The organism is Streptomyces sp. SPB162 (assembly GCF_029504575.1).
In the GTDB taxonomy this organism is placed as follows: Bacteria; Actinomycetota; Actinomycetes; order Streptomycetales; family Streptomycetaceae; genus Actinacidiphila.
In genome coordinates this window covers 427,191-441,465 of the sequence record NZ_JAQFII010000002.1, presented here as the reverse complement: position 1 = coordinate 441,465, position 14,275 = coordinate 427,191, and the positions used below count along the sequence as shown (strand labels likewise).

The following is a 14,275-nucleotide window of genomic DNA, read 5'->3' as shown; positions in this document are numbered from 1 at the left end:
AGGTGGTTGTGCGGGTTGCGGCACAGGTTCCTGGAGGGAGTGCGCAGGGGGAACGACCGGTAAGGCCTGCTGAACCCCCGTGTGCAGCAAGTGGGTTGACCGGCTGACGTGCCCGGTCGGCGCTCGAACAAATGAGCTACATGGTGCCTCTGGTTCTATATATACTACGCCCCTGTAGTGCTAATCCAGACGTCCTTGAGGACTGGACCATAAACCCCCCTCCGGTATCCGTCATACCGGACCAAAGCCAGCGGCCCCACCCGAGTGGAGGACGAACCGATGGACGACGAGGCCTTCTATCGCCCCCTGAGCGGCGGCTCCTTCCGCCCGACCGTTTGCGCCCAGGGCCCTACCCACCAGTACGGTGGAGCCGTCGCCGCCCTCCTGCTCAAGAGCGCCGAAGACTCGGTCACCACCCACGGATTCCAGCTGGCCAAAGCGACGTGTGACTTCCTGGGGCCGATCCCGATCAGCGACGTCACGCTGGAGGCACATACCGCCCGCCAAGGCGCCAGCCTCCAACTCGTCGTCGCCGAACTGTTCGTCGCCGGCACGAAGTGCGCCACCTTGAGGGCCTGGTGGATGCGATCCACGCACTTGGATGTCCCCCGGCAGGATGAGGAGCGGCTCGTGCCCACGATCCCGCCCGCACAGCCGCACCCCCGACCGCCGTTCGGCTATCTCCGAGCGTCCGAACGCCGATTCGTGCACGGAGATTTCCTCGAGCCGGGACCGGCCTTCGTCTGGTCCCGCACCCAGCTGCCCCTGATCGAGGGGACGCCGGCGACCCGCCTCCAGCATCTGTTCATCAACACCGACATCGCGTGCGGCGTCAGCTCAGTGCTCGACTGGAACGACTTCGTCTTCGCCAATGTCGACCTCACGATCCACCTCCATCGGCAACCCACCGGGGAATGGACCGGGATGGACGCTGTCACCCGCGTCAACGACCACGGCACCGGCACCACCCACGCTCAGCTCTGGGATGAGAAGGGCCCCATCGGAACCGCCGCCCAGGCTCTGTACGTCGCCCACCGCTGAGGGTGCCAACGCCGGGAACCCTCAGAGCTGTTCCATGATCTCCGCACCATCACGCTCCCACAGTGCGATGTCGCCGGAGCCAGCGAGAGCTGCGGCTCCTACATAGCCGGCGCCCAGCGGACTCGACAGCATCCGCAGCCGTATCGGCCCCCGGGGCACCTCTTCCGGCCACATCACGACCTGCGGAGGCTCACCAGGGCCGGAGACGACCAGGTCCCTAGGGGCCACCACCAGGCCGCATCCCACCGACTTGAGAACCGCTTCCTTGCGTGTCCAATGGGCGAGCAGAGTCTCGGCCCGCTCGGCTGCCGGGACCCGGTACAGCTGCCGGGTTTCGGCCGCCGACAGCGTCGCGGCGGCTATCCGGTCCAGGTTCTTCAGCGGGCGAACCCGCTCGATGTCCACGCCGGTCGCGGCATCACCGACCGCCACAACGACGCGGTCGGCGGTATGAGACAGGGAGACCTCCAGAGCACGCCCGTGACGCGCTCGGACACGTGGTTTCCCGTGCGGTCCGCCGCACTGCCCACAACTGCGCACGATCACCAGATGCTCCGCCGACTCCTGTAGATAGCGCGCTGCCAGGATCCGCAGGAGGCAGTGCGCCGTGCTGAATCGGTTACGGTCGGCAGGCCGCGACATCCGTGCCAGCCGCGTTCGCTCCTGGTCGTCCAGCAACTGAACCATCGAGGCCACCGAGGGCCGGACCGGCGCCCACCACACATGGCAGTCCCCAGCGCCCGGCCGAGTCAGACCTGCCATGTCCGTGCGTCCTCTCCCGGACGTTCCCTGAGCCTCAACCCAACATGAAGAGGGCAGGGCAGGCCATAGCGCTCCGCCGCGCCGAGCGAGTAGTACCCGACCGGGCAGGTCGCCCGCGCGGATGAGGCGTCACCCATCGCGCCTCCAGGCGGGGCTTAGTCCTGGCGCGGAACTCGACCACGCTGGTCCGTTGTGCAACTCGCCCGTCAGCCGTGGAGGAATCGCCGTGGACGTCAGCCCTGTCATTTCGGAAATCACGACCGCCGCGGGAACCGGGCCGAACGCGGCTGAAGGCATGCCGGTGGATTCGCGGCAAAGGAAACTGCGCGCGTTGTGCGCACAGGTCAGCGCCGATTGGGACGAATACAGCACGGACGGAGAAACGCCGCTGTACTTCGAGTCTATCGCGGCCGCGGAACTCAAAGCCCTCATCGAGGCCGAGTTCGATGCCAGCCTTCCTCTCGTCGAGCTCATCGAAGAGCCGACGCTGAACGGCCTGCTCGATCTGATCGACGCCGCTGTGGAATCCGGGACCAGTCCTGAAGGCCTTCCGGTGTTGGTGGGTGATGTGGGGGGTCGGTTTGAGGCGTTTGGTTTGACTGATGTGCAGCATGCGTATTGGTTGGGTCGTTCTGGGTTGTTTGATTTGTGGGCAGGTGTCGACTCATTTGTATGTGCAGTTTGAGTCGGTTGGTTTTGATGTGGTGCGGGCGGGGTTGGCGTTGGATCGGTTGGTGGGGCGGCACGAGATGTTGCGTGCGGTGGTGCGGGGTGATGGGCGGCAGCAGGTGTTGGAGGTGGTGCCGCCGGTGGTGGTGGGGTTGGAGGATTTGTCGGGGGTGGAGGGTGGGGTGGCTGCTGGTCGGGTGGCTGCGGTGCGGGATGAGTTGTCGCATGAGGTGCGGCCGGCGGATGTGTGGCCGTTGTTCGAGGTGCGGGTGCAGGTGTTGCCGGGTGGGGTTTCGCGGGTGCATTTCAGTTTGGATCTGCTGGTGGCTGATGCGGGGTCGGTGCAGATTGTGTTGGAGGAGTGGGCGTTGTTGTATGCGGATCCGGGGGTGGAGTTGGCGCCTTTGGGTTGTTCGTTCCGTGATTATGTGCGGGCGTTGGAGGGGGTGGAGTCTTCGGAGGGGTTTGAGCGGGCGCGTGGGTTATTGGTTGGGGCGGGTGGGGGAGTTGGCTGCGGCGCCGGAGTTGCCGTTGGTGGGTGGTTCTTCTGGGGTGGTGCCGTGGTTTGTGCGGCGGCAGTTTGTGTTGGATCAGGGTCGGTGGGGGGTGTTGAAGGAGCGGGCGGCGTCGTTTGGGTTGACGGCTTCTGCGGTGTTGGCGGCGGCGTATGCGGAGGTTTTGGGGGTGTGGGCGAAGTCGCCGCGGTTTACGTTGAATTTCACGGTGGCGGATCGGTGGCCTTTGCATGCGGATGTGAATCGTTTGGTGGGTGATTTCACGTCGGTGTTGTTGGTGGAGGCTGATGTTTCGGGGTGTGAGGGGTTTGTGGAGCGGGCGCGGGTGTTGCAGCGTCAGGTGTGGGAGGGGTTGGAGCACCGGGCGTATGGCGGGGTTCGGGTGTTGCGGGATCTGGCGCGTGAGCATGGTGCGGAACGTGCCTCCATGCCTGTCGTCTTCACCAGCGCCATCGGACATCCCATGGGTGACGCGCACGGAGACTTCCCTCCGTACGGTCGGCTCGTCGACGCCGTGTCCCAGACCCCTCAGGTTCTGCTGGACATGCAGGTCATCGAGAAGCAGACCGGCCTGAATGTCAGTTGGGATGCGGTGGACGCGGCCTTCTCCGAAGGCGTGCTCGACCAGGCCTTCGCAGCCCTGAAGGACCTCCTCCTGCGCCTCACGGAGCACGACAGCGCGGCTTGGAGCCAGGTCCAGAGCCCGCCGCTGCCGTCGGGTCAGTTGGTGGTGCGTGCGGCGGTCAATGGTGCGGTGGGTGTGGTGCCGGCGGGTTTGCTGCATGAGGGTGTTTTTGCGGCGGCTGGGCGGTGGGCGGAGCGGGATGCGGTGGTGTGGCCGGGTGGCCGGATGTCGTTCGGGGAGTTGGCGTCGCGGGCGTGGCGGATTGGTCGGCGGTTGCGGGAGGGCGGGGTCACGCCGGGTGAGCCGGTGGTGGTCGCGGCGCGCAAGGGCTGGGAACAGGTCGTGGGGGTGCTGGGCGTTCTTGCGGCCGGTGGTGCCTACGTGCCGGTCGATCCCGATCAGCCCGAGCGACGTCTGCACGGCCTGATCCACCGCACCGGCACCCGCACCATCCTCACCCAATCCGGCTTGGCCGCGGCCACACGGTGGCCGGACGGCGTGAACGTGTGGCCCGTCGACGATGACGCGTTGTGGGACGGCATCTCTGACCAGCCGTTGGAGTGGGTGCAGTCGGCGTCGGATCTGGCGTATGTGATCTTCACGTCCGGGTCGACGGGAGAGCCCAAGGGCGTGATGATCGATCATCGCGGTGCGCTGAACACCATCACGGATATCAACGATCGTTTCCGGGTGACGGAGAGCGACCGGGTGCTGGGCCTGTCCTCGCTCAGCTTCGACCTGTCGGTCTGGGACGTCTTCGGCGTCCTGGGCGCCGGCGGCGCCCTGGTCCTCCCGGACCCCGACGGGCAGCGCGACCCGTCGCACTGGGCAGAACTGGTCCGTGTCGAAGGCGTCACGATCTGGAACACCGTCCCGGCACTGCTGGATCTCTTCAGCGAATACGTCGGCTCCCATGGTGCGGATGGGATGGGTTTGCGGTTGGCGTTGTTGTCGGGTGACTGGATCGCGGTGTCGTTGCCGGATCGGGTGCGGGAGTTGGTGCCGGGTTTGGAGGTGGTGAGTCTGGGGGGTGCGACGGAGGCGTCGATCTGGTCGATCGCGTATCCGATCGGTGTCGTGGATCCGTCCTGGCGCAGCATTCCCTACGGGCGTCCGTTGCTGAATCAGAGCTTCCGGGTCGTCGACGGGAACATGCGGCACCGCCCGGACTTCGTGGCGGGCGAGCTGCAGATCGGCGGTGTGGGTGTCGCGATGGGGTACTGGGATGATCCGGAGCGGACCACGGCGTCGTTCGTGACCGACCCGGTGACGGGGGAGCGGTGGTATCGGACCGGGGACCTCGGACGGTATCTGGCGGACGGGACGATCGAGTTCCTGGGCCGGGAGGACTTCCAGGTCAAGATCGGCGGCTACCGCATCGAGCTGGGCGAGATCGAAGCCGCGCTGCTGGCGGACCCTCAGGTCGAAGCCGCCGTCGCCCACGCCTGGGGATCCCCGGGCGGACCACGCCGTCTCGCCGCCTACATCGTGCCCGCCGACGGGGCGGAGTTGGAGGTCGACAGGGTCCGGTCCCGGGTTGCGGAACTCCTGCCCGCATATATGGTGCCGGCTGCTTTGGTGATCCTTGACGTTTTGCCTTTGACGGCCAACGGCAAGGTCGACCGCAAAGCGCTGCCGGACCCGGGCGAAGCCGCCCGCCGCCCTTATGCCGCCCCGGGCAATGCGATCGAGCAGTCCCTGGCCGACATCTGGTCCGAACTCCTGGCCGCTGAGCGCATCGGTGTCCACGACAATCTCTTCGAACTCGGCGCCGACTCCCTGCTGGCCCTGCGCGCGGTCGCCGCGGCCGATACCGCCGGCCTCCACCTCGAACTCCGCGACGTCTTCGCCCACCCCACCATCGCCGCCCAAGCCACCCACACCACCCAAGGACGCAACACCCTTCCGGTGTTGGTGGGTGATGTGGGGGGTCGGTTTGAGGCGTTTGGTTTGACTGATGTGCAGCATGCGTATTGGTTGGGTCGTTCTGGGTTGTTTGATTTGGGGCAGGTGTCGACTCATTTGTATGTGCAGTTTGAGTCGGTTGGTTTTGATGTGGTGCGGGCGGGGTTGGCGTTGGATCGGTTGGTGGGGCGGCACGAGATGTTGCGTGCGGTGGTGCGGGGTGATGGGCGGCAGCAGGTGTTGGAGGTGGTGCCGCCGGTGGTGGTGGGGTTGGAGGATTTGTCGGGGGTGGAGGGTGGGGTGGCTGCTGGTCGGGTGGCTGCGGTGCGGGATGAGTTGTCGCATGAGGTGCGGCCGGCGGATGTGTGGCCGTTGTTCGAGGTGCGGGTGCAGGTGTTGCCGGGTGGGGTTTCGCGGGTGCATTTCAGTTTGGATCTGCTGGTGGCTGATGCGGGGTCGGTGCAGATTGTGTTGGAGGAGTGGGCGTTGTTGTATGCGGATCCGGGGGTGGAGTTGGCGCCTTTGGGTTGTTCGTTCCGTGATTATGTGCGGGCGTTGGAGGGGGTGGAGTCTTCGGAGGGGTTTGAGCGGGCGCGTGGTTATTGGTTGGGGCGGGTGGGGGAGTTGGCTGCGGCGCCGGAGTTGCCGTTGGTGGGTGGTTCTTCTGGGGTGGTGCCGTGGTTTGTGCGGCGGCAGTTTGTGTTGGATCAGGGTCGGTGGGGGGTGTTGAAGGAGCGGGCGGCGTCGTTTGGGTTGACGGCTTCTGCGGTGTTGGCGGCGGCGTATGCGGAGGTTTTGGGGGTGTGGGCGAAGTCGCCGCGGTTTACGTTGAATTTCACGGTGGCGGATCGGTGGCCTTTGCATGCGGATGTGAATCGTTTGGTGGGTGATTTCACGTCGGTGTTGTTGGTGGAGGCTGATGTTTCGGGGTGTGAGGGGTTTGTGGAGCGGGCGCGGGTGTTGCAGCGTCAGGTGTGGGAGGGGTTGGAGCATCGGGCGTATGGCGGGGTTCGGGTGTTGCGGGATCTGGCGCGTGAGCATGGTGCGGAACGTGCCTCCATGCCCGTCGTCTTCACCAGCGCCATTGGACGACAGATCCCGGAATCCATCCCTGGCCTGGGAAGGCAGGTCGATGCCATCTCCCAGACTCCCCAGGTCACCCTCGACCACCAGGTCTATGAACGCACCGACGGACTGGTCACCGCGTGGGACTCGCTTGAGGACCTCTTCGCTCCGGGCGTGCTCGACGACATGTTCGCCGCGTACCAGAACCTGATCACCTCTCTCACCGACGACCCCACGGCGTGGCAGGCTCCGGAGCCCGTCCGTATGCCCTCGGGTCAGGTGGTGGCGCGTGCGGCGGTCAATGGTGCGGTGGGTGTGGTGCCTGCCGGTCTGTTGCACGAGGGTGTTTTTGCGGCGGCTGGGCGGTGGGCGGAGCGGGATGCGGTGGTGTGGCCGGGTGGCCGGATGTCGTTCGGGGAGTTGGTGTCGCGGGCGTGGCGGATTGGTCGGCGGTTGCGGGAGGGCGGGGTCACGCCGGGTGAGCCGGTGGTGGTCGCGGCGCGCAAGGGCTGGGAACAGGTCGTGGGGGTGCTGGGCGTTCTTGCGGCCGGTGGTGCCTACGTGCCGGTCGATCCCGATCAGCCCGAACGGCGTCTGCACGGCCTGATCCACCGCACCGGCACCCGCACCATCCTCACCCAGAGCAGTTTGAACGGCATAGTCAGCTGGCCCGCGAGCGTCGATGTGCTCCCGGTGGACGACGACTCCGCGTGGTCGTATGTCTCCGACGAGCCGTTGGAGTGGGTGCAGTCGGCGTCGGATCTGGCGTATGTGATCTTCACTTCGGGGTCGACGGGGGAGCCGAAGGGGGTGATGATCGATCATCGCGGTGCGCTGAACACCATCACGGATATCAATGATCGTTTCCGGGTAACGGAGAACGACCGGGTGCTGGGCCTGTCCTCGCTCAGCTTCGACCTGTCGGTCTGGGACGTCTTCGGCGTCCTGGGCGCCGGCGGCGCCCTGGTCCTCCCGGACCCCGACGGGTCCCGTGATCCCGCCCAGTGGGCGGATCTGCTCCGCCGGGAGCAGGTGACCGTATGGAACACCGTCCCCGCCCTGCTGGAGCTCCTCGCGGAGCACCTGACCACCCACGGTCCGGAAGGGGTATGCCTGCGGTTGGCGTTGTTGTCGGGTGACTGGATCGCGGTGTCGTTGCCGGATCGGGTGCGGGAGTTGGTGCCGGGTCTGGAGGTGGTGAGTCTGGGGGGTGCCACGGAGGCGTCGATCTGGTCGATCGCGTATCCGATCGGTGTCGTGGATCCGTCCTGGCGCAGCATCCCGTATGGGCGTCCGTTGCTGAATCAGAGCTTCCGGGTCGTTGACGGGAACATGCGGCACCGCCCGGACTTCGTGGCGGGTGAGCTGCAGATCGGCGGTGTGGGTGTCGCGATGGGGTACTGGGATGATCCGGAGCGGACCGCGGCGTCGTTCGTGACCGACCCGGTGACGGGAGAGCGGTGGTATCGCACCGGGGACCTCGGACGGTATCTGGCGGACGGGACGATCGAGTTCCTGGGCCGGGAGGACTTCCAGGTCAAGATCGGCGGCTACCGCATCGAGCTGGGCGAGATCGAAGCCGCGCTGCTGGCGGACCCCCAGGTCGAAGCCGCCGTCGCCCACGCCTGGGGATCCCCGGGCGGACCACGCCGTCTCGCCGCCTACATCGTGCCCGCCGACGGGGCGGAGTTGGAGGTCGACAAGGTCCGGACCCGGGCCGCGGAACTCCTGCCCGCATATATGGTGCCGGCCGCGATCGTCGTCCTCGACGCTCTTCCGCTGACCGGCAACGGCAAAGTCGACCGCAAGGCGCTGCCGGACCCGGGCGAAGCCGCCCGCCGACCCTATGCCGCTCCGGGCACCGCGATCGAGCAGTCCCTGGCCGACATCTGGTCCGAACTCCTGGCCGCTGAGCGCATCGGCGTCCACGACAATCTCTTCGAACTCGGCGCCGACTCCCTGCTGGCCCTGCGCGCGGTCGCCGCGGCCGACACCTCCGGCCTCCACCTCGAACTCCGCGACGTCTTCGCCCACCCCACCATTGCCGCCCAAGCCACCCACACCACCCAGGGACGGATCGGAGCCGAGCAGGGGACGCTGTCCGGTCCCACCCTCATGACGCCCAACCAGATCTGGTTCCTCGAGCAGGATCTGCCCGAGCGCCACCATTGGAACGACGCGTCCTTCCTGCTCTCGCTGCAAAAGCCGCTTGATCTGGAACCACTGCGCCGGGCCACCGAACAGATCCTGGAGCACCACGACGGCCTGCGCCTGCGTTTCCAGCAGGAGGAAGGCGTCTGGCAGGCGAATCTGGCCGAAGCGGGCACGGGCGAACTCCCCCTCAGCGTCCACGCGTTCCGTCATCTGACGGGACGCCAGCAGAAGGAGGCCGTGACCGAGGTCGCCGAGTCCCTGCAGCGCAGCATGAACCTCGCCGATGGCCCCATCATCCGGTTGGCCTACTTCGACCTGGGCGAGCGCCCGCACTGCCTGCTCGTACTCGGCCACTGGCTCGCGGTCGACCACTACTCGGCACGAATCCTGCTGGAGGATCTGCTCGCGTCCTACTTCCAGTACGCACAAGGCGCGGACAAAGCAGTCCTTCCTGCGAAGACGACCTCATTTCCGCAATGGACCCAGGCGCTGCACGAACACGCGAAGGCCGCTGTCACGCAAGCCGAGCGTGACTACTGGCGGCGTGGCATCAGGGGGCAGCGTCTGCGTTTCGACAAGGCGGAGGGCCCCAACCGTCTGGAGAGCCTGCGGACGATGACCGTACGGCTGGACCACGATCTGACCGATGCGGTGCTGGCGGGTATTCCGACCGCCACCGGTACGGACATCCTGGACACGCTCTGCACGGCTCTCGTGCAGGCGCTTCCCCTGGCGGACGACGGCCCGCAGGAGCCCCGACGGACGCTGATCGATTTGGAGCGGCACGGCCGTGACCTGCACTTCGAGGGGCTTTCCGTCTCCCGCACCGTCGGACGCTTCTCCACTATCACCCCCACCCTCGTCGAGATCGATCCGCTGACCCCGCCGGGCGGCCAGTTGGCCGCAGTGCACCGCCAGCTGGAGGCCGTACCGCAACGGGGTGCCGGCTACGGTCTGCTCCGCCACGCGGCCGCCGACCCCGGCCTGCGGGACGTTCCTACGGCCCAGGTCGGACTCAACTACGTGGGACAGGTCGACGAGGTGTTCCTGCGCTCGGACCTGCTCAGCGTTCCGCGGATGTCTTTCGGGGAGCAGCACAGCAGCGTCGGGACGCGTTTTCGTGACGTGGATGTCCTCGGCTACGTCGTCGGCCGCCGCCTGACCTTCTTGATCGGCTACAGCGCGCACCATTTCGACGAGGCAACGATGACGCAGTTCGCCGCGTCGTTCGAGGAGAAGCTGCGCCGACTCGCCGAAGACGCGGACCGCGACTGATACCCCGGCCCCATCCGGATTCGTCGGTGAGGCGTTCTTGATGGACGTCTCACCGATGGGGAGGATGAGCCCAAAGGGACTGCCGCAGCCGACCTCGGAGAGTTATGCCCTTCCCGGCCGGCTCTCTGCCACGGGGGCCAGAGCATTGATTCGTGCACGGCGTCGCGCCATCCGCACCACGCTCTTCCTTGCCGCGTTATCAGCGGAGTACGTCATCCTGCTGGCCGTTGCCGAGTTCATCGTGCGGCTGGAACTGTCGGAAGATGAGGTCAGGACGTGCCAACCGCTGCTGGCTCTGGCGCTGCTGGTGGTCATCAAGTTAGGTATTGCCACCGGCAGTTGCCTACAGCAGATCTCGCTCAGCAGGACACTGCGCTCCAAGGTTCGACGTTGCGAGGCCGACCTCGCGACCACGCGGATGGTCATCGACCGTTCAGGATTGCGGAACCGGGTGACGGTCATCGATGAGCCGAGCCTCGTCGCCTGTACGAGCGGGTTGTTCCGCACTCGGGTGATCATCAGTACGGGGTTGGTGGAGCGGCTCACAGCCGGTCAGCTCGAAGCGGTACTCCGGCACGAGGAAAGTCACGCCAACGCGGCGGATCCGTTGCTGTATCTGCTGATCGACGTCACCCGGCGCATGTTCTTCTACCTCCCCGCGGTCGGCGGCGCCCTGGCACGGCTGCTGACACGTCGGGAACTCGCCGCTGACGCGCACGCGGTGGAGGTCTGCGGTGTGGGGCCGTTGGCCGGCGCCCTCCTGATAGCGCTCAAGGAGCAACCTTCCGGCGGCGAGGCCGGCGTACCGACGCTGTGGCCGGCGCTGTCCGGTCCGGGCGGGTTGTTGGAGAGCCGTCTGGAACAGTTGGAGACCGGTCAGCCGCCTCAGTCTGCCCGCCTGCCACGCCGCAGTTTAGTGTTGACGTTGCCGGGCGTGATCTGTCTGAGTCTGCTGAGCCTGTGGATTCTGCGCATGTGCGGAGTCTGCTTCGGGTGCACCGATTGCTGAGCAGGGCTGAAAAGCCCGTTTCAGGTGTTGGTCGAAGACATGGGCCTGCCGCCGCATGGAACGGACGGGGGAGCACGTCCCATGCGGCGGCAGGAGAAGCGGGGGCGCACCCAGGCTGGGCGCCCGGGGTCAGGGGCGCTCGAACCAGGCCTCGAACTTCGTGGCGTAGAAGGTGTCGCCGGAGATCTTCACCTTGCCCGTCAGGAAGGCCTGCATGCTGTTGAGCTTGCCCGTCACCAGTCGCACGAAGTCGGGCAGCTTCACCCGCATCGTCACCCGTGGGGACTCCACCGTGCCGCGGCCCGTCCGGCACTGGCCGTCGTCGACGCTGATGAAATAGTGGTACTCGTCCTCGCCGGAACGAATGCAGTACTGGAAGTCCGCCTGCTGCCCCTTGGCCTTGTCGGGACGGAAGACCTCTGCCATGTTGGCGAACACCTCATCGAGCAGACCCTGGGGGCCACCGTCGTGTTCCTCGGCGAAGCGCGCGAGACCCTCTCCCTTGCGCTCGCCGGCCACGGCCTTGAGCCGTTCGAATGCTGATACGTCCAGTGCCATTGGTACTCCTGATTCCTGGCTCGAGGATCGCTGTCTACTCGGTGTCGCCGGCACCGATGCTGATGGCTTCCTGTACTTGGGCCAGCCGCTGGGCGTCGATCTCCTCGGCGGCCTGCTCGTCGTAGTCCATGACCGCCTCGATGTCGATGTCCTGGAAGCCCAGGACGTCCATCTCCGTGAAGGCCTTGATCACCTTGGGGCCCATCAGCCCGATGTCGCGCAGGGTCGGCACGATCCGGGTGAACAGCAGGGAGCGGAAGAGCTTGAATGCCTCGCTGTTGTTGATGTGGGCGACAGCTTCCTTGGGAGCCAGGTCCAGGGTCTCCCAGATCTCCTCACCCAGGAACCGGTCCCGCAGCAGGAAGCAGGCCTCCACACAGAACTCCTCGCGGTCGGCGAGTTCCGCGGAGGACAGTTGCTGGTAGAAGTCCTTCAGCGCGAGCCGGCCGAACGCGACGTGCCGCGCCTCGTCCTGCATCACGTAGGCGTTCAGGGCACGGGCGAGCGGCTCGCGGGTCTGGTCCCGGGTGACTCCGAAGCCCGCGAGCGCGAGCCCTTCGAGGAGAACCTGCATCCCCAGGTACGTCAGGTCCCACCGGCTGTCGGAGATCGTGTCATTGAGCATGATCTTGAGACTGTCGTTGATCGGATAGGCGAAGCCGACCTTCTCCTGCAGGTAGCGGGAGAAGACCTCGACATGCCGTGCCTCGTCCATGACCTGGGTGGCGGCGTAGAACTTGGAGTCCAGGTCGGGGACGGTCTGCACGATCTTCGAAGCGCAGATGAGGGCGCCTTGCTCACCGTGCAGGAACTGCGAGAACTGCCAGGACGTCACATGCTGCTTGACCTCCTGCCGCTCCTTGGTGCCCAACCGGTCCCACAAGTCGGAGCCGTAGATGGGGACGTACTCGTCCGGCACCAGATCCGGGCTGTCGAGGTCGACGGCGATCGACCAGTCGATGCGCTCCGAGGAGTTCCACTGCTTGGCCTTGCCCTTCTCGTACAGGGCCAGCAGCCTGTCGTTGCCTTCGTCGTACTCCCAGGAGAAGACGGTGGTGTTCCCACTGGGAACCTTCCACCTCGTCTGTTCGATGGGCAGGGTGTAGATGCGGGTGCTCACGGTGCTCCTTTTCCGGTCAGCGCGCCTGCGCTGTTGACCGCTGTCCAGTGCCGAGGCGTTGAAGGAAGGCGTCAATCGACGCGGCGAGCAGGTCGGGCTGCTCGCAGGGGGGCGTGTGCCCGCAGTCCGGTATCTCCAGGAATTCGGCATCCGGCAGGAGCGGGACCCATGAGCGGGCGACCTTGATGCGGATCGGAATGTCCGCCTCACCGTGCACCACCAGGGCGGGGACTGTGATGTCGCCCAATCGGTCGGAGATGTCCCCACGCCGGAACACCGAGGCACACGCTTCGTCGATGTCCTGCCCCCGCAATCCTGTGAAGTGCTCCACCCACCGCTGCCCCTGCGGCCCGGCCAGGAAGGAGGGGTGGAAGTTCAGCCGGCCGATGACCTCGGCCAAGTCGGTCGAGATTCCCCAGGAAGAGGCGGCCTCCACCATCGCGGTGTACGGCCGGGCGGTGCGCTCAGGCTCCACATAGGGCTGGGTGGACACCAGGATCAGTCGGGAGACGGCGTCGGGATGGCGCAGAGCTATGCGCAGCGCCTTCATTCCGCCCATCGAGTGCCCTGCCCAGACCACCGGGAGATCGACGCCCAGCTCTTGCAGCGCCTCCACCAGGGCATCCGCCTCGTCCTCCAGGGAGTAGGCACCGGACCGGGACGGGCTGCCCCCGTGCCCGGGTGCGTCCACGGTGATCAACCGGTAGCGGTCGCGCAGAGCCGCGACGACGCCGTCCCATGCCCTGTGATCGGTCATCAGGCCGTGCAGTAGCACGATGGTGGGACCTGCGCCCTGACAGTGGACGCGTAGGTCCCACGAACCCGCGGTCAGGGTCGCGGTCACGGTCGCGCCGCCGGCGCGACCTCGTCCGCGAACGCCGTCGTTCCGGTCGCAGCGATGCTCACCAGGGCGTTGGCGGCCCTGACATAGCGCAGCAGCGTCGGCAGATGTCCGGTGACCGCGAGCTCGCCGTCGAGCATCGCCTCCATCGGGTCGAGCTCGCCCTGGATGATCTGTTTCCACAGGGAGTACGGGCCCTGGAGAATGAACTGCGACTCACGACCCTCCTGTGGTGTCACGTCGTAGTTCCACCACAGGCATTTGCCACCCCCGACTCCGGCGCGTGCCCAGACATCGGCCTGGTGCCCCAGCTCGGGCTCGGCCTCGAAGACATAGGCGATGTCCGCTTCGAAAGTACGCGCTGCCTCCGCGAACTCCGGAGACGTGTTGATACGGGCGACGTATTCATCGAGCCAGTCGCCACTCGGGAAGACTGCCATCCTCACTCCTTGTCGTGCGGAACCGCAGGAGGGCCTGGTTGGGCCGGCCGCGTGCACGGGACTCAGCCAAGCGCTACTTCTCGCACTCGCAGAACACCCGTCGGACCTGCCGTGTGGTCCCCGCATCGGACAGGGCCGCAGGGGCACCCCGACCGGGCTACCCATCCGGCGCCGGGCGCACGGCCGGCCTACCCGATCAGGCGCACCGCCTTGCCGCGCGGAGGCGGCTGGGCAGCACGGCCCGCGGCTTCCAAGGTGTCAGGGAACAACAGCGGTCCGGCATCTCGCGCCGGACC

The 14,275-nt window shown here is 66.5% G+C and carries 9 protein-coding genes; 4 read left to right on the top strand and 5 right to left on the bottom strand.

Going from position 1 to position 14,275, the window contains the following annotated elements; all coding sequences use genetic code 11:
* Positions 1-279: 279 nt before the first annotated feature.
* Positions 280-1,041 carry a thioesterase family protein gene (locus tag M2266_RS31855; RefSeq protein WP_277441746.1) on the top strand — a complete coding sequence of 254 codons (762 nt, stop codon included), beginning with the start codon at positions 280-282 and terminating at the stop codon, positions 1,039-1,041.
* Positions 1,042-1,062: 21 nt separating this feature from the next.
* Here M2266_RS31855 and M2266_RS31850 read toward each other — a convergent pair whose 3' ends face one another.
* On the bottom strand, positions 1,063-1,473 hold the full coding sequence (locus tag M2266_RS31850; RefSeq protein WP_277441745.1) for a 4'-phosphopantetheinyl transferase superfamily protein: 411 nt from the start codon (positions 1,471-1,473) through the stop codon (positions 1,063-1,065).
* Positions 1,474-2,029: 556 nt separating this feature from the next.
* Between M2266_RS31850 and M2266_RS31845 the strand changes: the two genes are divergently transcribed.
* The 3 genes from M2266_RS31845 to M2266_RS31835 are packed head-to-tail and all read left to right on the top strand — an operon-like array spanning position 2,030 to position 11,020.
* Positions 2,030-2,488: a phosphopantetheine-binding protein gene (locus M2266_RS31845; RefSeq protein WP_277441744.1), complete on the top strand. Its 459-nt coding sequence runs from the start codon at positions 2,030-2,032 to the stop codon at positions 2,486-2,488.
* Entirely contained in the window at positions 2,476-10,011 is a 7,536-nt protein-coding gene (locus M2266_RS31840) for an amino acid adenylation domain-containing protein (RefSeq protein WP_346780975.1), read from the top strand. Before M2266_RS31845 ends, M2266_RS31840 begins: the two co-directional genes overlap by 13 nt.
* 40 nt (positions 10,012-10,051) lie before the next feature.
* Positions 10,052-11,020, top strand: a complete 969-nt coding sequence (locus M2266_RS31835) for a M56 family metallopeptidase (protein ID WP_277441743.1) — start codon at positions 10,052-10,054, stop codon at positions 11,018-11,020.
* Positions 11,021-11,149: 129 nt separating this feature from the next.
* Here M2266_RS31835 and M2266_RS31830 read toward each other — a convergent pair whose 3' ends face one another.
* The 4 genes from M2266_RS31830 to M2266_RS31815 form a co-directional block, all read right to left on the bottom strand.
* The gene (locus tag M2266_RS31830; RefSeq protein WP_277441742.1) at positions 11,150-11,578 is read right to left on the bottom strand and encodes an SCP2 sterol-binding domain-containing protein; all 429 of its coding nucleotides are present in this window, start codon (positions 11,576-11,578) and stop codon (positions 11,150-11,152) included.
* Between the two features lie 34 nt (positions 11,579-11,612).
* Positions 11,613-12,698, bottom strand: a complete 1,086-nt coding sequence (locus M2266_RS31825) for a ferritin-like domain-containing protein (RefSeq protein ID WP_277441741.1) — start codon at positions 12,696-12,698, stop codon at positions 11,613-11,615.
* A gap of 16 nt (positions 12,699-12,714) precedes the next feature.
* On the bottom strand, positions 12,715-13,473 hold the full coding sequence (locus tag M2266_RS31820) for an alpha/beta fold hydrolase (protein ID WP_277441740.1): 759 nt from the start codon (positions 13,471-13,473) through the stop codon (positions 12,715-12,717).
* A gap of 65 nt (positions 13,474-13,538) precedes the next feature.
* Entirely contained in the window at positions 13,539-13,979 is a 441-nt protein-coding gene (locus M2266_RS31815) for an SCP2 sterol-binding domain-containing protein (protein ID WP_277441739.1), read from the bottom strand.
* Between the last annotated feature and the right edge of the window lie 296 nt (positions 13,980-14,275).